Origin of the sequence: Bradyrhizobium sp. 87, from assembly GCF_023073015.1 — a bacterium.
Taxonomy (GTDB): Bacteria; Pseudomonadota; Alphaproteobacteria; order Rhizobiales; family Xanthobacteraceae; genus Bradyrhizobium; species Bradyrhizobium canariense_D.
In genome coordinates, this window is the sequence record NZ_JADPIQ010000148.1 from 218,140 (window position 1) to 236,421 (window position 18,282).

The window sequence follows — 18,282 nt, forward strand, 5'->3', positions numbered from 1 at the left end:
CGAGGCGGATCGATATCTCCACTGCTAGATTTTAGCGCCATTGTGATGGTTTGGCCGGAAACCGCCATTCCCGCGGACACTGGCTCCGCGATCGAGCGGTTCAGATCCAGTGTGGAAGGGTGCCAGTCGCGGCGGCAACGACGGCGGCGAGAGCGCCCAGCAACGCACAGAATCCGCAGAGCGCGATCCCCCGCCAGCCACTCATCTCGACCGGCTCGGTGTCCTCAGCTGGGCTGACCTCGAAGCGGTATCGCATGTCATGGCGCCCGTTCAGTGTTCCATCGCCAGGTGCAAGCGATCGATGCCGACTATAATAATGGTTCTGTAGAACTACGGCTCACATTCACGTCAAACCGCCGCCCGGGGCCTACCGGTGCGACAAGAGCGTTCGCCTGCAGCAACGTCAGCCTGTCCATCCCACGCGATGTAATCTTCGACGCACGTTCTTGCGCAGCTGGGTAGACCCGCGTGATTGTTCGATGTCTCACTTCAATGACGCTCCTTGTCTCCTCTCGATATTTCGCGTGTACAGGTGCTGTGCGGTTTCGTCGCAATGTTTCCAGGGAAATGAACCACTATAGTCAGAGCAACATGGCTTATGACATCGACATTGATGCGCGCACCGCGCGTTTTGCTCTTCACGCCGGCCGCCTCCAAGCAGGCGGTTAGCCGGACGGTGTTCGCGCCGTCCGGGCTCTTTTCCAGCTTTCGTGACCTCCACTCGAGAGGTCGTCTTGAAGCAGAAGGAGTGCGCCGTGCTGCCTCTTCCGAAAATCGCACTGACCTCATCAGACTATCCGCGGCTCGAACAGCTCGCCCGCCTCGCCGTCCAAAAAGGAGATTTGGACGGGATATTCCTCATGGGCGAAATCAACCGCGCCGATATCGTCGCGGACGAAACGGACAACGTCCGTCCTTTCGTGACGATCGGATCATGGGTCACCCATTGCACGAATTGGGGCGTTCCGCGTCGCACCGTGCAACTGGTCTGGCCCGAGGAGTGCTGGTCGGATCCCGCCTGCATTTCGGTGTTGACCCCGCTGGGTACAGCTTTGATCGGACTGCGGGTCGGCGATCAGATGCCGTACTTCGTCGCCGGATGTCTGAATGTCGTCAGGGTCCAAAGCCTGACCCCATCGGATTCAAAGGTCGTCCCATTCTTCCGGAGAGGGCCGACGCGGTCAGGCAACCCGTTCGATGACGACCCCGGACCAACTGCAGCATAGGAGCGACCAATGCGCAATTTCGAAGCTGAGAGCCGGCGAGAACAGTCGGCGTTGCCGCCGATCAAGATTACTGAGGACGAATCACGGCGCCTCAGTTCCTTGGCCAATTCGAGCATGGATCTGTTTCCGCGAGTGGCCCATTTTCTGGCTCGAGAGATGGAACGTGCCACGGTGACGGACGAGAACAACTTGCGAGGCGTGATCAGGATGGGATCGAAAGTGACCTATCGCGATGACGAGACGGGTGCGAGCCGAGAGATCGTGCTGGTCTATCCGCATGAGGCAAACATCGAGCTCAGTCGGATTTCGGTCCTGACGCCTGTTGGAGCGGCTTTGATCGGCCTATCGCCGGGGCAGCGGATCGACTTCGAGACGCCCCACAAGCGCACCAGGGGCCTGACCGTTCTCGCTGTGTCCGAATAAGGCACGTACGTTAAGTCAGACCGAGCATCGCCGTCTTGCGATGTGGGCGCGTAGTCCCGGGGGCGTCGCGCCCGGATCTGGCCCTTTCGTATGAATTCGACAGCGCACACGCCTTGGTTTCGTAGCGCTGTGGATCACCGCGCCTCTCACTATTGCAGGACTGGTCGCCCAACGACTCTGCGCGGCTTCGATCCATCATAGCGAGTTTGCAACGCGGTGTGTCCCCGGAGGACCGGGGCTCAGGGGGTCATGAAGTCCTTCACGAGGACGTCTCAAGTCGCGGCCGTGCGGTTGATCTACACACTCGCTCTTTGGAAAAGACAGGAACATTCCTGCGATTGCCAAGTTTTCCCGATGCCCTTCCCCAAGGGCGACCCCGAGTGGCCCCAGCTCCATGCCCCCCAATAGCCCCGCGAGCTGGGGCCCGTTTTTTTCTCGAAATTTGGGCTGATAACCGGGAACCAAGAACCACCTCTTTAGTTGGGCATCGTTCGGAACCGCGCTCCAATAACGTGGTGCCGACACACGAAGGACCTCAGCTGGCCCAGCCCCGAGCTGAAGCCCTTCTTGTGTCGTGCGCGCATTTTTAAGCCGAATTCGGAACGAATATTCGACCCTTGAATCATTCCACGTCAGCTAAGTGTCGGATGTCCAACCGTGTCGCGCTTAAATCAGTTCGCCCGTGAGGCCGCAGCGGCATTGCTGCGCATGGCAAAAACAACAAAAAATCCCACGGTCGCTGCTGGCTTGGTCCAGCGTGCGGCAGACCTGAAAGACCGCACTGGCGAGCTTCCTGCCATTGATGTCGAGGCCATGGCCGAAGAGCCGCCCAAGCCCTTGACGAAGAACTAAGGCTGCCTCGGTCGGAGAAGGCTTCGTCCACTCCCCTCAGGACTGAGCGGGCGGAGTTCCGGTATTCAGAAGTTGAGCTACGGCGGTCACGATTTGCGCAGGTGCAAATGGCTTGGTCAGCAAGATGCTGTTGGGCACGCCGTGGGCGGGCCATTGATCGGCCGCCGCGCCTGTCATGTAAATCACAGAGATGTCCGGATTTAGCTCCCTGGCGCGATGGCCGACTTGCCAGCCATCGAGCTTTCCGAACAAATTTATATCGGTAACGAGTGCGCGATACTTGGTTTGGTTGCCCTGCAGAAGACTAACTGCATCCTCCCCGCTGACGGCGACTTCGGCTTCAAAGCCGCCATCTGACAATGCGTCGGCCACCATGTCGCGGATAAGCTGTTCGTCTTCGACGACGAGGATAGTAACTCCCGTCCCTTGCATGCTGGCCCCCTGCGCACCCCGCTGTGCGATCGGGAAGGAACTCGCGATAAAGAGTTATGTTCCATTTTGAACACAGGGAGCAAGGGTCCCCCGCCCAACGGATGTCAGCTCGACTTCGGGAGTGCAGCTTCTTGCGCAACTTCCCGATCAATTCGCGAAAGCCCGCGACATACTCTTGGAGGATGCGTCACCGGGCCTCGTCGCCCTCGCTGACCAGCCGCACGGCCGCAGGCGGCCCTGATCCAGATCGATCTTTTAACTCTCTCAGGGCTGCGGCGGGTCTTCTGGCGGGCTTGGTGGCGGCAGTCCGTATTCCAAGGCGCGCTTTGCCGCCAGCTTTCTGTAAGCCGCGGCCTGGTTCAACAGCTGAGTTTTGAAGGTCGAATCCTGCTCGCCCGCCGCCAATTTCTCCAGACCGACGGCACGCTCCAGGTATTCGTTCAACAGTTTCATCGCCGCCCCCGGCTTTTTTCGGACCCTTAAAAATCTCACGGCGCGAAAAAAGGTCAAGCGGGGAAGTCCGGCTACCGATCCACTCCCTCAGGGTGAGCGCAGTATGGGAATCCTGGTGCCCGTTGAGGCACCAGGCAGTCAGGGAAGGGATGACGGCTAAGGCCCCAGAGAACGGACGGTGCTACGGTGGCCGCCGCCGGCCAGCGGTCAGGATAGTACCGCTGGTCAGACCCTGGTCATTCAAACTGATCCAGAATCTCTCGCACCTTCAGCGCCAGTTTTGCTTGCGAGATTGGCTTCTCCAGCAGGTTGACACCTTCATCAAGCCTTCCCTGATGGACCACGGCATTACGCGAATAGCCCGTCATGTACAGGATCTTCAGTCCCGGTCTAATTTGATGCGCGCGCCTGCCGAGTTCGCGACCATTGATCCCCGGCATGACCACGTCAGTGAGAAGAAGGTCCACCTTCGAGTCGTCTTGCAGGAGAATGGTCAGAGCGGCCTGAGCGCTGCGGGCCGAGAGGACGCGATAGTTGAGATCCCGCAGGACGTCAGAAATATAGACGCGCAGATCCTCATCGTCCTCGACGACGAGAACGGTCTCGGATAGCTCACCCTCGGCAATTTCCTCAGGTGCGATTTCTTCGGGCCGTGTGCTTCCGGAGAAGCGCGGAAAGTACATCTTGATGGTGGTGCCCTGCCCCACCTCGCTGTAGATTTTTGCGTGGCCTCCGGATTGCTTGACGAAGCCGTAGACCTGGCTCAGGCCAAGGCCGGTGCCGTGGCCCGGCTCCTTTGTCGTAAAGAAGGGCTCAAAAGCGTGACTGAGAACGTCGCGCGACATTCCGCCTCCGGTGTCAGTCACGCAAATGGCGACGTACTGACCGGGCGCCAGTTCAGGATTGAGCCGGCAGTAATCATCGTCGGCGGAGATGTTGGCTGCTTCCAAAGTCAGCTTTCCGCCGTCGGGCATGGCGTCACGAGCGTTGATTGCCAGGTTGACGATGGCTGACTCCAGATGATTGGCGTCGGCTTCGATTTCCCAAAGACCCGCACTTCCGACGGTCTGGACTTCGATGCGCTCTCCGAGCGTGCGCTGAAGGAATTCCTGCAGGCCATTGACGTAGTTGTTTACGTTGATTGGCTTGGGATCGAGCGCTTGTCGGCGCGAAAATGCCAACAAGCGACTGGTTAACGCCGCGGCTCTCTGTGCGCCGCGCTTCGCGTTTGCGAGCGCCCGGTTCAGATTGGCTCCGGGCGCCTTGGCGTGCCGCTCAGCTGTTTCGAGATTGCCAAGGACGATCATGAGCAGATTGTTGAAGTCGTGCGCGATGCCACCGCTGAGTTGCCCCACCGCTTCCAGCTTTTGGGATGCGGCGAGTTGCTCCTGAACGTGCTTGAGCTCGTCCTCGGCGCGCTTCCGGTCCGTAACGTCGCGCGTGACTTTGGCAAACCCGACGATGTTTCCGGCCTCGTCCGTGATGCGATCGATGATGACCGACGCCCAGAAGCGGGAGCCGTCTTTTCGCAAACGCCAGCCTTCCGCCTCGAAGCGACCATGCTCCGCCGCCTCTGAAAGCGCACGCTTGGGCACACCGAGTTCGATGTCTTCGGGCGTGTAAAAAGCGCTAAAATGCTGACCGATGATCTCCGGCGGCGCGTAGCCCTTGATCCGCTCTGCTCCGGGATTCCAGGTTGTCACGTTGCCCAGTGGGTCGAGCTGAAAGATCGCGTAATCGACCACGGCCTCGATTAGCTGGCGATAGCGCCGCTCACTATTGAGAAGCTCTTCATGGGCTTCCTGACGTTCGGTAACATCTCGCGTGACCTTGGCGAAGCCGATCACTTCGCCGGCTTGATTGCGGACGGCATCGATGATGACCGATGCCCAGAAACGGCTTCCGTCCTTGCGGACTCTCCATCCTTCGGCGCTGAAGCGGCCTTCTCGTGCTGCGACGCTCAAGGCGCGCTCTGGAAGCCCATTGGTGCGATCATCTGGCGTATAGAAGGATGCGAACGACTTGCCGATGATTTCGTCGGGCGAGTAGCCCTTCAACCGCTGGGCACCGGAGTTCCAGCTGCGGACTGTGCCGTCGAGGTCGATCATGTAGATGGCGTAATCAACGATTGCGTCGATGAGCAGTTGAAGGCGCGCAGTATCGTCGATCCCGTCAAGTTTTGACTGATGGGCTTGCAAATGGTCGACTCCGGTGTCGGGGGAGACCGTTTAACCGCGAAGTCTTTTTATTGTTCCGTGGTGCTGCTTCGTGCGTTGCATGCCTCTGTCGGAATCTGGATCTCAGTTGCACCACTGAGGGAGCGAGGATCTTAACCATCAGGCGGCGCTCCGATCAGTGCTCCTCGGTCGGATACACTCATTTGCAGGGTGTGATGCTTCGCGTTGCGGTCAGCTTGATCCAGTGGACGGGCGGCGCCGAACGTTCCTTTCAGCATGACCGGCACTCCAGCGACGCCTCCAGCTTCCAGATCAGCGGATCGCTTGTGCGGCAGAGACGAGCATGATAGAAAAGGCCATCGGGTCAAACACAACCGCCCGACCAGCTTTCGAGCCAAGCGTTGTTTCGCTCCATTATGGAGGTGAAACATGTCTTGCGACAGCACCACTGGCTCAATCGGCACATCCAGCGCAGCCTTCGTTCCTTCTCCAAGCCCTGCATGGTTCTGGAAACTCACGCTCGCGCTGCTGGACGGCATCACACGGCGCCGCCAATACGACGAGCTTCTCGAACTGGATGACCGGCTTCTCGCGGACATCGGCTTGTCGAGAACAATCGTTGGGGAAGCTCGACGGTGTTACTTCTCAGGTTGGCGCGACAAATCGGATATTGTCGATTCCTGTCGGTGAGCGCCCCACACCTGCGCGTGCGAAGGCGGCGCGTCTGCTTGTCCCTGTGGATCAGACGGCCGCCAGGCTCGTGAAAGGCCGAAGGACTTTTTGACCGCGATCTTGACGTCTTCTCAGAAGTCTAGCTTGTCGCGTATGGCATCAATTCCGGCTTTCGCGCACGCTTCGTCCGCGTCACCGCCCGGCGCGCCGGACACGCCGACCGCTCCGACCAGGGAGCCGCCGGCTTCAACGATCAGTCCTCCGGCAATGACGACCGCTCCGGGAAGGTTGCGAATGCCCGCCTGCATCATCCCCGGCTGGCTGATCGCATTGAGCTCGGTCGTGCTGGTCTTGAACGAGGCTGCTGTCCACGCCTTGCCTGCTGCCGTCGAGGGCGTGTGAGGGCCTGCAAAGCGATCGCGCAACATCACTTGCGTGACGCCGAAGCGATCGACGACGGCAACTGCAACCTGGTATCCACGGGTGCGGCAGTTCGCCAACGCAGCGCGCGCAAGATCGAGCGCCAGTTCTGGACCGAGCGATTTGTAGGCGACCAGACCTTCCTCCGCCCGTACTGGGCAGATGGACGCAATCAGCAGGGCCGTCGCGACCGACAGGCATCGAACGTTCATGGCAATCTCCGGCATAGGTGACCAAAGGCCTATTTGCTCTCACCATATGTCAGATCATCGAACAGGGTCACGCTATCTGCCTTGGTCCACAGGCCGATCATGCCCGCGTCCGGAATGGTGGCGTCTTCCACCTCGAACAATTGCTTTCCGTCATAGCTCACCTTGAACCGACTTCCTGCAAAGTCGCAGCGCAGCAGGTGCCATTGCCCGGACGACACCGGCGCGCTGACGCCATAGCCGCCTCTGCGACCCACGATCTCGAGCGACATTCGAACGCCATTGATCGTCTTGTAGAGAACGACATTGTCCTCCAGCGCGTTAGCCCGGACCACGTAGTAATTGTCGGCATCCTTCGCACGCCAAATGACTCCCGCGGCGCGATCCTCGGAGCCGGCAACGGCCTTGAATTTCACCTCGACGAAGCCGTCACGGATGGACGTATCGCGCTTGATGGCGAGGGGAAACGTCGCCCGTCCGGATTGCTTGAGAACGTTCGGCTTGCTTGGCGCCGTAGCCTCGGCCTCGACGGTCCATTTCGGCTGTCCCTTGCCGGTCATCGTCAAAGTCCACCCGTCGGGCGAAGTTCCGACAGCAGCGCTGTCGAAATTCAGGGTCTCGGCCATGGCATTTCCTCCCATCAACAAAGCCAGCATGGATGGCAGCGCAAGCCTGGCCCATGCAGAAGATTGAATTCGCGCGCGGCCTGCCGCGCTCGATCTGCACTCATCACTCATCGGAGAATGCGAGGAGGCCCCCGTGAAGACGCGGCGCGTCTTCGGATCGAACGCGGCGTGATCGAAATCGCTGTTCAGTCCGTTCGGGATGGCGATGGCGCCCAGTCGCTTCAATAGCATGATGCCCTTATCGATCAGCAGAAAAAGGGAGGGTCGAGACGACCAGCGAGAGCCCCGCCAACAGCAACAGTGCCAACACAGCCTTGCGAAAGGTCTCGTCCTGGATGGTCCCGAACATCTTGAAGCCGGACCAAAGGCCGGCGACCATGAAGGGAACGCCCAACGCGTACAGCACCAGTGTTTCCCTGGTAATGGAGCCGGCCGCTGCCTGGGACAAGGAGATGACCACGAAGGCGATGAACAGCACCGGCTGAAACACGGCCCGCTGCAAATCCTTCGGCCAACCGCGCCATTGGCACGATATCGTGGAGATCACGCCGCCGAGCCCCGTCAACCCGCCAAGCATCCCATTCGAGATGCCTATTGCGATGTCTGCTCCGGTGCCGATTCTCATGGGCGCGAACACAGGGCGCGCCAAGCCGTAAATGGAGTAAATCATCAACAACACACCGACTCCGAACCTCAGATAGAGGGGATTGAGATAGACGAGAATTTCAACGCCAATCGGAATGCCGATGACTGTTCCAAGCGCGAGAGGCCATGCCTTGCGCAGATCCAGGACATGTCGCAGCCTATAAATGCCGTAGCCTTGGGTGAGCAGACCGTACCCCGCGATCAAAGTGGCGGTCTGGATCGGCGTGATGATGTGCAGCCAGACACCAGAGACGACCAGGCCCATCGCGAAGCCAGAGAAGCCGCTGACGAAGCCACCGGCAAGGGCGGCAAGAGCAAAGATAGCGAAGCCAAGTGCGTCCATATGATCGTCCCCGGATCGAGGTGGCGAGCGCTTGGATGGGACTCCATCTCACGGGGAGGTCTCGGTATCCCCGAATCGTCAGTTGTTATGTCAGATGCTTCGCTCGCCCATCGAATAGCTTCGAAGCGTGCCGTCCTGGTCGTAGACGAAGCGATAATGGACTTCGTCCGACATGCCGCGGATTCGACTCGGGTCGCACGACAGCGGCTTCATGACGTAGGTCATGGCAGTCCTCCGTTGAGATCACGGATGAATTTCGAGTTGGATGGTTCACGATCGCTGCCCGCCCGGCAGAGTCCGTCGGCACGGTGATCCCACCGCCGACAGCGAGGCCCTGGCGGGCGCGAGACGGATAAAGCGGCTTGGAGAGGGGATCGGAAAACGGAAGACATGCAGCGTCCTTGTCGAAACCGGGACGCGATTCTTGGGCATGTCGCCTCGCGGGGAGATCGCTTCCCCGTGAGGCAAATATTACGCGCCGGTCGAATTTGTCAATGCCGTCGAAGCTTTGTTTCTAACCACTAGACGGCGCGGATCCGACCAAGCTTCTCGTCACCTGCTGGTGCTCGTGATCGTGTCACCCATATATGTCGCTGTCGGCTTGGACCGCAGAGGATTCGATTTTGTCTCAACGACGCTCGGCGTTGTCTGGCCGGGCCCGCCAATCACGTCCCACCGTTTGATGATCCTGATCCGATTGATTGGCTCGGCCGGCGCGATCGCCATCGGTGCCGCCTTGCGCCTTCCAATCACGTTCGATCTTAACGTCTTCGGCGTTCTTCCTGTCTTGGTCTCGGGCCTGTTCAGCTTGCTCGGGAGTTCGATCCGGCTGCACCGGAACGGTCGCCTGCGCCTGACGTGCAGGAGCCGTCTCGTCGGCGCGTGAGGGACTGAGCGTACAAGACAGTAATACTGCCGCGGTGATCACTAGGACACGCATGCCTACCTCCTCCGTTCGTAGAACGGTAACGACCGATACAAGCTTGGGTTCGGAACGGTCGGAGCCGTTTCAGTGCTGCAATGCGATACTTGCGCGTGAATTTGGCCGGCTCGCATTTCACCGAACCTCTTCGCGCGCAGCTCCCGCCTCGCATCAGCTCTTCGTGCTCGCCGTCTTGTCGAGCGCCGCGCGGAGGCCTTCGGCAAGCTTGACGGCATCGTCGTTGGCCCAGAAGTGCATGAAGAAGAGCCGAGGCTGTTCGTCCAGCATGTGGCTGTGCAGCGCGGTCACCTCGATGCCGTGCGTCCGAAGCGCGAGGATGACCTGGTTCACTTCGTCGCTGGTCAGCACGAAGTCGCCCGTGATGGCCGCCCTACCCGCGCCCGTCGGCTGGAAGTTGATGGCGATTGCGACACCCATGGCGGCGACGGGCGTCAACAGCATGCCGTCCTCCGTGATGGGGTCGCGCCGCTTCACGTTGAACTGGTAGACGCCGCCGTTCGCCTGCCCCTTGACGCCGATGATCTGGTCGAGCTTCGCCGTGTCGAGGTCGATGGCGGGCGGCGGATTCGCCGGCGCCGTGACCGTCAGCGGGGTCTTGCTTTCGGCCAGGGCATCATGGATCGCCGCGGCCAGCTTGACCGGGTCGCCATGTCCGGCGACGTGCATGTAGAACGTCGCCGGGCTCGCACGCAGCAGATGATTGTGCACGGCGGTGATCTCGAGCCCGCTCGCGATCATCTTCGCCATCACCGGATTGATCTCGGTTTCGAGCAGCACAAGATCGCCCATGACCATGGCGCCGCCATGCGCAGGCTTGAACGCGATCCAGCCACCGAGCGCCAGCGCCGGCTTGATCGCGACGCCGTCCAATGTCACGGAGAGATCGGTGCGGGGAAAGCCGAAACGGCGGACGTCGTCCGAGACGGCGGGCTTGCGGCCCAGGGTCTCGTCCACCTTCTGCCAGTCGGCATCCTGGGCATATGCCGGGATGAAGGGGCCGAAGCGAAATGCAAGAAGGCAGACGCCAATGCCGACCACGGCCCAGATGATTCTTTTCATCGTGCTACTCCTCGGCTTAGTTTCGCTCTTTAACCCGACCACTGCTGTCGACGACCAGCGTCACCGCCTTGCCGTTCTTCACCGCCTTGGCGGTGACGCCTTCAGCCGTCGACTTGATATCGCTGACTTGCGCGTAGCCGGCCGCCTGGATCTTGGCGACCAACTCCTCCTGTGTCAGAGCGTGCGCGCTCGACAGCACGCCCGCGATCGCAAGCAACAGGACCGTGCGGAAGATTGCTCGTGTTCGCATGATCATTCTCCTGGTCTTGTCCTGCCCCAAGTGAAGTCCGTTTCGCGATCTTCCCCTACTCGGTGCCAACACGGCGCAACAGGCCGCGGGCATCAATGCGCACAGCGATGCGACCGGCGCGGACGCCGTGCCGAGAAATCGAGCCAGTCTGCTGGATGCAATCGAGGAAAGTATGATGACATGGTGCGCCCTTGGTGATCAGGACGCGATGCTTGGGCATGTCGCCTCACGGGGAGATCGCACATCCCCGAACCCCAAGTAAAAACCCGAGGGCGGCGGCTGTCAACGGGCGTAGGCTTCGGGCGGCCCACCGAAGTCGCCGACGAACGTCACAAAGAATTCACCGCTCCGCGGAACCGCGCCAGCCATGTCTTGAAACTCGCGGACGGCCCCGCTAGTGTCCTTTGCGTGGGGACAAAGCAGACTCCCCGTGAGGCCTCGGTCCAAGCTCTGCGCAGCACGCCATTCGTGGAGCTTGCGCATGGACATCGAACGACACCCTTCTCATCGACACACCGTCGCCATCCTCTCACGCGGAGACGCTGCCGCGCGGCGGGATGCGACGGCGCAAAAAAGCCGCTTCGTACACGTCTTCGAAGCACTCGCCGCCGTCGGCATTGAAGCCCAGCCGGCGATCTATGATGAAAGCTTCGCCGAGGACGTTCGTGAACAATTGCTCGCGATTGACGGCGTGCTGGTCTGGGTCAACCCCATTCAAGACCGTCGAGATCGCGCTGGTCTCGACGCATTGCTGCGAGACGTCGCGGCTCAGGGCGTGTGGGTCAGCGCTCATCCCGATGTCATCCTCAAGATGGGCACCAAGGAGGTACTCTATCGTACCCGCTCGATGGGCTGGGGATGCGACACGGCGTTATATCAAAGCGCCGAGGCCATGCGCGCCGAGTTGCCGACACGGCTCGCCGCTGGTCCGCGCGTGATCAAGCGCAACCGGGGCAATGGCGGCCAAGGCGTCTGGAAGGTCGAGAGTCTGCCGACCTCCTCCATGATAAAGGTGCTGGACGCGACGAAAGACGCGCCCGAGGAACTGACGCTGGATGATTTTCTCCGTCGTTGCGCGGAGTATTTCGAGAACGGCAGCGTGATCGACCAACCATTCCAGCCTCGCTTAAGCGAAGGCGTGGTGCGTTGCTACATGGCGGGCGATCGCTGTGCCGGCTTCGGCTATCACAAGGTCAAAGCCCTGGTCGACTCGCCGGCCGCCCGTTCCGAGGCCGGACCGCGCCTCTACACCTCGAACGCAGAGCCGCGTTTCCAGCGGCTGCGTCGGTTGATGGAAGACGAGTGGACGCCCCAGCTGACGTCGTTGCTGGATATTGCGCGACTTGACCTGCCTGCGATTTGGGACGCCGACTTCATGCTTGGTCCGGTCCTTCCCGACGGGACCGACAGCTATGTCCTCGGCGAGATCAATGTCAGCTCGGTGCATCCTTATCCGGACGAGGCGCCGGCGGAGATCGCGAGGCGAGTTGCCGATCGGCTCCGGCGAAGCTTTGACACATGCTGACGGTCCGCGCGCTCAAGCGCTTGCACCTCTCCGTTTCATTCGACTTGCAGGACGGCGAATGCGTCGCCCTGCAAGGGCCTTCTGGCGCCGGGAAGACCCAGCTCCTTCGCTCGATCGCGGACCTCGATCCCAACGAAGGAATGGTCGAACTGGACGGAACGCTCAGGGAGGCCATGCCCGCTCCGGCTTGGCGCAAGCGGGTGACCTACCTCGCTGCCGAGCCGGGCTGGTGGTCAGACATCGTGCAAGATCACTTCAGCTGCTGGGATGATGCCTTACCGCTGGTCATGAGACTGGGGTTGCCGTGCAGTTGCGGTCCCTGGCCGGTCCAAAGACTGTCGACCGGCGAGCGACAACGGCTGGGGCTAGTGCGGGCGCTGATGCTGCGGTCGCGGGTTCTTCTCCTGGACGAGCCGACATCGGCCCTCGATTCGGCATCGACGGCGGCAGTGGAATCTTTGATCGCGGAACGCATTTCGAACGGAACGAGTGTCGTCTGGAGCACTCACGACAACGCCCAGGCCTGCCGCGTCGGGTCGAGGGTCATTGTGATGAATGCCGACGGCGGGATCGAGGACAATCGGCCGTGAATTACATTCACTTGGCATACGGCGATTTGGTTCTGCCCGCGCTCCTTGTCGTCATGGACGGCGCTCTCTCGCTCGCTCTCCGCCTCAAGCTTGAAAAGCAGCTGGCCATCGCCACCGTGCGGATGGTGCTTCAGCTGGTGCTCGTTGGATACGTATTGACGTTCCTGTTTGCCGCGGTCTCGCCGCTCTGGACCGCCCTCGCCGCCGTCATCATGGTTCTCTTCGCGTCACGGGAAATCGTCGCTCGGCAAAAGCGACGCCTGCCGGGTATCTGGAGCTATGGCTTAGGAGCGGGATGCATGCTGCTGGCGGCCGGTACCGTCACGATGTTCGCGCTCCTGACGGAGCTACGTCCGGATCCGTGGTATCATCCGCGCTATGCGCTGCCATTGTTGGGCATGATCCTGGGCAACACCATGACGGGAATAAGCCTGGGCCTGGACGTGCTGACGAATACACTGGTGCGCGAACGAGCCGCCGTCGAAGCTTGCCTTGCTCTTGGCGGTACCCGGTATCAGGCGTTGCTGCCGGTCCTGCGGGACGCATTGAGAAGCGGCTTCACGCCAATCATGAACAGCATGGCTGCGATCGGCCTTGTCTCTTTGCCGGGGATGATGACCGGTCAAATCCTTGCAGGCGTCGAACCGATCGACGCCGTCAAGTATCAACTCTTGATCATGTTCTTGATCGCCGGCGGGACGGGATTGGGGACGCTCGCCGCCGTGACGGGAGGCGCTCGCCTTCTGACCGATCATCGGCATCGATTGCGCCTCGATCGATTTTCCACCGCCGAGTAGAATTGCGCGACCTCATATCGACTTCGCCCCACCAGGCTGCACCTTCCGCGCCCACAGCAGCGCCAGCGGCCCCAGTGCAATCCCGACCGCGAGGACGCTGAACGCCAAGAGCCAGCCGGTCGCGCTCTGCGGGCCGCCGGCTGCATCGAGGGCGGCGCCGGTGCCCCAGGCGCCGACCGCCGACAGGCCGAAGCCGACCGTCGAATGCAGAGCCAGGGTCGCGCCGCGATGTTCGGACACAGCCGCGGCCGACATGCCGGCGGTCAATGCGCCCGAATCCGCCGGCACGGTCAGGCCATAGACGAGCAGCAGCAGTGCCAGCACCCATGCCGGCGCTGTCGCGTTGAGGCCGATGACCAGCGCGACGCAAGCCGACGCGATCATCACGACCGTGATCGCGCGATGGCGCCCGAATTTCAGCGCGGCCTCGTTGCCGAGGATGCTGGCCGGCATCGAGATCACCGCAAAGCAGAAGCTCAGCACGACGGGGCTCAACCACGACGGGGCGCCTTGATGGGCGACGACGAAGGTCCAAAACCCGACCAGCCAGGTGCGGATGCCGTAGAGCTCGAAGCAATGGGCGCCGTAGCCGAAGATGTATCCGAGCGCCTCGCGATTGGCGAAGACGGGCGCGAAGTTGAGCAGACGCCCCGCCTTCGGCGCGGGCCGCTGCTCCTGCATCAGAAGGCACGCGACGACCATCGCGATCGGACCGAAGCCGGTGACAAGAAAGGCGGTCCGCCATCCCCAACGGTCGGCGATCAGCTGCGCGACCAGGAACGAGAGACCGACGCCGACCGAGAAGCTCGACGTGTATAGCGTGACGGCGCGTGAACTATCGCCGGCGGGAAGCCGATCCGTCAGCGCCTTCAGGCCCGGCATGTAGGCGCCGGCAAATCCAAGCCCTGCCAGGGACCAGATCGCGGTCGCGGACCAAAACCCTTGCGCGAAGATTCCGAACGCTGCGGTCGCCAGCCCGCTGACGATCGAACCCCAGAGCAGGACGAGCCGTGCGTCGATCCGGTCGGTCAATGTCGTCAGCACGGGCACGGCGAGCATGTAGCCGAACGCGTAACCGCTCGCCATCAAGCCGCCTTCGGCCGCCGAGAGGCCCCACGTCGGCATCAGATGCTGCGCCAGATTGGCGGATAGCGTCACGTGCGGCAGCAGATTGCCGACCTGGCCGATGCACATCACCGCGATCAGAGACCGGCCGCTCAAGTTACGAATGCTGTCCTCCCGCCCCCACGCCGAAACGGCGCACGAACCACAATGGATAACTCTCCGGCATCAGCTGCAAGAACCGACTTCATAAACAACCGCACCCCGAAGCGCCGGCCTTCTTTGCTGCTTCGTCGGCGGCGCAACAGGCCGTTGATTCCTGCTTCGCCGGCCCACCGCAACATCCTGATACGGCGCCGGCGGCTTCGACGCCGCCGCGCGTGCAGACGCCGGTCTCCGGTAGCACGAGCTCCACCCTTGCGGCGGCTTTCTTGTCGCCGGCGAGATCGGCCGCAATCGAGCGCACCTGCTCATATCCTGTCATCATGAGAAAGGTTGGCGCGCGACCATACGACTTCATGCCCGCCATGTAGAAGCCCGGCTCTTCGTGCGCGAGCTCGCGGGCGCCGTGCGGGCGCACGGTGCCGCAGCTGTGCTCGTTAGGATCGATCAGCGGCGCCAGGGCGACCGGCGCCTCGATAGCGGGATCGAGCCGCAGGCGCAATTCGGACAGGAACGAAAAATCGGGACGAAAGCCCGTCGAGACGATCAGCTCGTCCACGATCACGCTCCGTCCGCTGCAACCCGAGCCGGCCGCGATCTCGAGGCGGCCCTCGGTCTCAGCCAGATGCGTGACGCCGAATTCGGTTTCCACCCTGATCTTGCCGGAGGCAACGAGCGCAGCGAACGCACTGCCGAGCTCTCCGCGTGCAGCGAGCTTGTCATTCCGGCCGCCACCAAACGCCTTGGCGGGATCGGCGGCGCGCAACAGCCAGATAGCTTGCGTCCCCGGCGCCTCGCCCGCGAGATGCACGAGATCGATCAGTGTGCCCACCGCGGAGTGGCCAGCGCCGAGCACCGCAACGGTCCTCCCGGCATATCTGGCGCGACCGGCCCCCCGGACATCGGGCATGCCGTAGGCGATGTGGCCAGCGCATTCACGCTCGCCGATCGCGGGCAGACCATTACCTCCGGCAGGATTGGGCGAGAACCATGTACCTGATGTGTCGATCACCGCATCGGCGCGCAGCACTTCGGGGCCCTTGCCGTTCTGGTAGCGGATTTCGAAAGGGGCCAGCTCACGCCCCTTCGTCTTCGCCTTGTCGAAGCCGACGCGGCTGATAGCGGAGACACGGCTGGATGTCCGGATCACCTCGCGCAATGGCGTTCGCGTCGCAAGCGGCGTCAGATATCGATCGATCAGCTCGCCGCCGGTCGGATAGGCGCTCGGGTCCGGCGAATTCCATCCCGTCGGCGCGAGCAGGCGCGCGGCGGCCTTGTCGACATTGTACTCCCACGGCGAGAAGAGCTGGACCTGCTGCCACTGGCGCACCGCGTGCCCCGCTTCGGATCCTGCCTCCAGAACGATGGGTGACATGCCACGCTCCAGGACGTGCGCAGCTGCTGCGAGTCCGACAGGCCCTGCCCCGATGATGGCGACCGTCTTAGCGTTCATTCGGCTTCTCCCATACTTCTAGAATCATCGAACAATATCAGCCAAAAAAATCACGCCGCCGTTTGCGTCGTCTTGCATCCGACTTCGTCTGCGCAGCACTCCGCCGCCAGGAAATCGACCAGACCCCGCATCGCGTCGAAGTTTGCGTGGCAAATCAGAGTCGTCGATTCCCGGACCTGGCTGACGAGCCCGACCGAGACCAGGGTCTTGATGTGATGCGACAGGGTCGACGCCGGTACCTTCAGCTTGTCCTGCAAGCGACCGACGGGCATGCCGGAGTGCCCGGCCCGGACCAGGGCCCGGTAGATCTGGAGTCGCGTCCGGTTACCCAAAGCTTCGAGGCGTGCTGCTGCGTCGTCGATCTTCATGGCCGCCACGATGCGCCTGCCGATGTCAACTGTCAAACCATATTTCTAGAATATTCGAAATAACTATTCGGTCGCCCACCATGGAATTCCGGATTGACGCGTTCCAATTAGTTCCATAAGTCTGGATATATGGAAACAGAAGAAGCCGTCCTGGCGCTCGCCGCGCTGTCCCAGCCGACCCGACTGGAGGCGTTCCGAACGCTTGTCCGGCACGAGCCCGATGGCCTTGCGGCGGGCGATCTCGCCCGCCTGCTGGAAGTCCCATCGAACACGCTATCTGCCCATCTGTCGATCCTGACGCGCGCGCGCCTCGTCACCTCCGAGCGGCACAGCCGTTCGATCGTCTACCGCGCCAACCTCACCGAATTCCGCGACGTTGCGGTCTTCCTGCTGCGGGATTGCTGCGGCGGGCGGCCGGAAGTTTGCGAGCCGGTCGTCGAAACCCTGCAAGCCTGCTGCAAGCCGAGACGAAGGGAGCGGAGCCGTGCCTGATCAATTCGATCTTCCGCGCCGCCTCGCGGCCGAGGCGCTCGGCACGGGCATTCTCGTCGCCACCGTGGTCGGCTCCGGCATCATGGCGGAGACGCTGACCAAGGATGTCGCGCTTGCGCTTCTCTGCAACACGTTGCCGACCGGCGCCATTCTGGTCGTCCTGATCACCGTGCTCGGACCGATCTCCGGCGCGCACTTCAATCCGGCCGTCACGCTGGTCTTCACCGGCAAGCGCGAGCTACCGGTGAACGACGCCGCACTTTACGTCGTCGCGCAGATTGCCGGCGGCATCGCGGGAACGATGGCGGCGCATCTGATGTTCGGGCTGCCGCTGCTCGATTTCTCGGCGAAGGTGCGAACCGGGGGACCGCAATGGTTCGCCGAAGCCGTCGCCGCCTTCGGTCTGGTCGCGACGATCGTCGCGGGCATCCGTTTCCAGCGGGCGGCCGTCCCCTGGCTGGTCGGCCTGTACATCACGGCGGCCTATTGGTTCACGGCCTCGACCTCGTTCGCCAATCCGGCCGTGGCTATCGCGAGGTCATTGACCAACACGTTCGCGGGCATACGTCCCACCGACCTGCCCGGATTCATTCTCGCGGAGCTCTGCGGAGCCTTTGCCGCCATGCTGTTGATGAACTGGCTGCTCGGACCGCCCCAGGCGCGAGGCCCCATCCCAATCGCGGAGACTACCTTATGAGCGTCACGATCTATCACAACCCCGCCTGCGGCACCTCGCGCAACACGCTGGCGATGATCCGGCAAAGCGGCGTCGAGCCCGACGTGATCGAATATCTGAAGACGCCGCCGTCGCGCGAAAAGCTCGTCGAGCTCGTCAAGGCCCTCGGCATCTCCGTTCGCGCGCTGCTGCGGGAAAAAGGCACGCCCTACAAGGAGCTCGGCCTCCACGACCCCAAATGGTCGGACGACGAGCTGATCGACCAGATGCTCGCGCACCCCATCCTGATCAACCGTCCAATCGTGGTGACGCCCAAGGGCACACGCTTGTGCCGGCCCTCGGAAGCCGTCATCGATCTCCTGGACAATCCCGTCGGCCGGTTCGTGAAGGAGGATGGCGAGGTGGTCGAGGCGCGATGATTGCCGAC

Annotated in this window: 24 protein-coding genes; 10 read left to right on the forward strand and 14 right to left on the reverse strand. The window is 61.9% G+C overall.

What is annotated here, in order from left to right; genetic code table 11:
* Positions 1-100: 100 nt before the first annotated feature.
* Positions 101-256 (reverse strand): hypothetical protein, encoded by a 156-nt coding sequence (locus IVB50_RS39485; protein WP_018458526.1) that lies wholly within the window; start codon positions 254-256, stop codon positions 101-103.
* A gap of 478 nt (positions 257-734) precedes the next feature.
* On the opposite strand from IVB50_RS39485, the gene IVB50_RS39490 reads away from it, so the two are divergent.
* The 3 genes from IVB50_RS39490 to IVB50_RS39500 all read left to right on the forward strand — a co-directional run bounded on the left by IVB50_RS39490 (position 735) and on the right by IVB50_RS39500 (position 2,501).
* Positions 735-1,226 (forward strand): GreA/GreB family elongation factor, encoded by a 492-nt coding sequence (locus IVB50_RS39490; RefSeq protein ID WP_018458525.1) that lies wholly within the window; start codon positions 735-737, stop codon positions 1,224-1,226.
* A 9-nt stretch (positions 1,227-1,235) separates the two neighbouring features.
* Positions 1,236-1,649, forward strand: coding sequence for a nucleoside diphosphate kinase regulator (rnk, locus tag IVB50_RS39495; protein ID WP_039800433.1), 414 nt, complete (start codon positions 1,236-1,238; stop codon positions 1,647-1,649).
* A gap of 657 nt (positions 1,650-2,306) precedes the next feature.
* Positions 2,307-2,501, forward strand: a complete 195-nt coding sequence (locus tag IVB50_RS39500) for a hypothetical protein (protein WP_026233604.1) — start codon at positions 2,307-2,309, stop codon at positions 2,499-2,501.
* Positions 2,502-2,537: 36 nt separating this feature from the next.
* Here IVB50_RS39500 and IVB50_RS39505 read toward each other — a convergent pair whose 3' ends face one another.
* The 3 genes from IVB50_RS39505 to IVB50_RS39515 form a co-directional block, all read right to left on the reverse strand.
* Entirely contained in the window at positions 2,538-2,933 is a 396-nt protein-coding gene (locus IVB50_RS39505) for a response regulator (RefSeq protein ID WP_085352290.1), read from the reverse strand.
* 264 nt (positions 2,934-3,197) lie between these two features.
* Positions 3,198-3,386 carry a hypothetical protein gene (locus IVB50_RS39510; protein WP_018458521.1) on the reverse strand — a complete coding sequence of 63 codons (189 nt, stop codon included), beginning with the start codon at positions 3,384-3,386 and terminating at the stop codon, positions 3,198-3,200.
* 236 nt (positions 3,387-3,622) lie between these two features.
* Positions 3,623-5,584, reverse strand: coding sequence for a PAS domain-containing sensor histidine kinase (locus IVB50_RS39515; protein ID WP_247300173.1), 1,962 nt, complete (start codon positions 5,582-5,584; stop codon positions 3,623-3,625).
* Between the two features lie 408 nt (positions 5,585-5,992).
* On the opposite strand from IVB50_RS39515, the gene IVB50_RS39520 reads away from it, so the two are divergent.
* On the forward strand, positions 5,993-6,253 hold the full coding sequence (locus tag IVB50_RS39520) for a DUF1127 domain-containing protein (RefSeq protein ID WP_083926524.1): 261 nt from the start codon (positions 5,993-5,995) through the stop codon (positions 6,251-6,253).
* Between the two features lie 113 nt (positions 6,254-6,366).
* On the opposite strand, the gene IVB50_RS39525 is transcribed toward IVB50_RS39520, so the two are convergent.
* From IVB50_RS39525 to IVB50_RS39550, 7 genes are all read right to left on the reverse strand, one after another.
* On the reverse strand, positions 6,367-6,867 hold the full coding sequence (locus IVB50_RS39525) for a heme-binding protein (protein WP_026233603.1): 501 nt from the start codon (positions 6,865-6,867) through the stop codon (positions 6,367-6,369).
* Positions 6,868-6,896: 29 nt separating this feature from the next.
* Complete coding sequence (locus tag IVB50_RS39530) at positions 6,897-7,490, reverse strand: hypothetical protein (protein ID WP_039800453.1); 594 nt, start codon at positions 7,488-7,490, stop codon at positions 6,897-6,899.
* 238 nt (positions 7,491-7,728) lie between these two features.
* A complete protein-coding gene (locus IVB50_RS39535; RefSeq protein WP_018458517.1) occupies positions 7,729-8,478 on the reverse strand; it encodes a sulfite exporter TauE/SafE family protein in 750 nt (249 codons plus the stop codon).
* 90 nt (positions 8,479-8,568) lie between these two features.
* A complete protein-coding gene (locus IVB50_RS42525; RefSeq protein ID WP_018458516.1) occupies positions 8,569-8,703 on the reverse strand; it encodes a hypothetical protein in 135 nt (44 codons plus the stop codon).
* Positions 8,704-9,106: 403 nt separating this feature from the next.
* The gene (locus IVB50_RS39540; protein WP_240543400.1) at positions 9,107-9,418 is read right to left on the reverse strand and encodes a conotoxin; all 312 of its coding nucleotides are present in this window, start codon (positions 9,416-9,418) and stop codon (positions 9,107-9,109) included.
* A gap of 153 nt (positions 9,419-9,571) precedes the next feature.
* The gene (locus IVB50_RS39545) at positions 9,572-10,480 is read right to left on the reverse strand and encodes a DUF1259 domain-containing protein (RefSeq protein WP_018458514.1); all 909 of its coding nucleotides are present in this window, start codon (positions 10,478-10,480) and stop codon (positions 9,572-9,574) included.
* A 16-nt stretch (positions 10,481-10,496) separates the two neighbouring features.
* Positions 10,497-10,730: a hypothetical protein gene (locus tag IVB50_RS39550; protein ID WP_026233600.1), complete on the reverse strand. Its 234-nt coding sequence runs from the start codon at positions 10,728-10,730 to the stop codon at positions 10,497-10,499.
* A gap of 481 nt (positions 10,731-11,211) precedes the next feature.
* Between IVB50_RS39550 and IVB50_RS39555 the strand changes: the two genes are divergently transcribed.
* From IVB50_RS39555 to fetB, 3 genes are read left to right on the forward strand one after another with little or no spacing between them, the layout of a single operon-like run.
* Positions 11,212-12,255, forward strand: coding sequence for a Cj0069 family protein (locus tag IVB50_RS39555; protein ID WP_026233598.1), 1,044 nt, complete (start codon positions 11,212-11,214; stop codon positions 12,253-12,255).
* On the forward strand, positions 12,249-12,845 hold the full coding sequence (locus IVB50_RS39560; RefSeq protein WP_018458508.1) for an ABC transporter ATP-binding protein: 597 nt from the start codon (positions 12,249-12,251) through the stop codon (positions 12,843-12,845). Before IVB50_RS39555 ends, IVB50_RS39560 begins: the two co-directional genes overlap by 7 nt.
* Positions 12,842-13,642, forward strand: a complete 801-nt coding sequence (gene fetB / locus IVB50_RS39565; RefSeq protein WP_018458507.1) for an iron export ABC transporter permease subunit FetB — start codon at positions 12,842-12,844, stop codon at positions 13,640-13,642. The genes IVB50_RS39560 and fetB overlap by 4 nt, the downstream gene beginning before the upstream one ends.
* 12 nt (positions 13,643-13,654) lie before the next feature.
* Here fetB and IVB50_RS39570 read toward each other — a convergent pair whose 3' ends face one another.
* The 3 genes from IVB50_RS39570 to IVB50_RS39580 all read right to left on the reverse strand — a co-directional run bounded on the left by IVB50_RS39570 (position 13,655) and on the right by IVB50_RS39580 (position 16,687).
* Entirely contained in the window at positions 13,655-14,836 is a 1,182-nt protein-coding gene (locus tag IVB50_RS39570; RefSeq protein ID WP_018458506.1) for an MFS transporter, read from the reverse strand.
* 115 nt (positions 14,837-14,951) lie between these two features.
* Complete coding sequence (locus IVB50_RS39575) at positions 14,952-16,319, reverse strand: NAD(P)-binding domain-containing protein (RefSeq protein WP_018458505.1); 1,368 nt, start codon at positions 16,317-16,319, stop codon at positions 14,952-14,954.
* 50 nt (positions 16,320-16,369) lie between these two features.
* Positions 16,370-16,687 carry a helix-turn-helix domain-containing protein gene (locus tag IVB50_RS39580; protein ID WP_018458504.1) on the reverse strand — a complete coding sequence of 106 codons (318 nt, stop codon included), beginning with the start codon at positions 16,685-16,687 and terminating at the stop codon, positions 16,370-16,372.
* Positions 16,688-16,816: 129 nt separating this feature from the next.
* On the opposite strand from IVB50_RS39580, the gene IVB50_RS39585 reads away from it, so the two are divergent.
* Genes IVB50_RS39585 through arsC form a run of 3 tightly spaced genes read left to right on the forward strand, consistent with a single transcriptional unit; the run spans position 16,817 to position 18,274 of the window.
* Positions 16,817-17,179: a metalloregulator ArsR/SmtB family transcription factor gene (locus tag IVB50_RS39585; RefSeq protein WP_018458503.1), complete on the forward strand. Its 363-nt coding sequence runs from the start codon at positions 16,817-16,819 to the stop codon at positions 17,177-17,179.
* A complete protein-coding gene (locus tag IVB50_RS39590; RefSeq protein WP_018458502.1) occupies positions 17,172-17,876 on the forward strand; it encodes an MIP/aquaporin family protein in 705 nt (234 codons plus the stop codon). Before IVB50_RS39585 ends, IVB50_RS39590 begins: the two co-directional genes overlap by 8 nt.
* Positions 17,873-18,274 carry an arsenate reductase (glutaredoxin) gene (arsC, locus tag IVB50_RS39595; RefSeq protein ID WP_018458501.1) on the forward strand — a complete coding sequence of 134 codons (402 nt, stop codon included), beginning with the start codon at positions 17,873-17,875 and terminating at the stop codon, positions 18,272-18,274. Before IVB50_RS39590 ends, arsC begins: the two co-directional genes overlap by 4 nt.
* Positions 18,275-18,282: the final 8 nt, after the last annotated feature.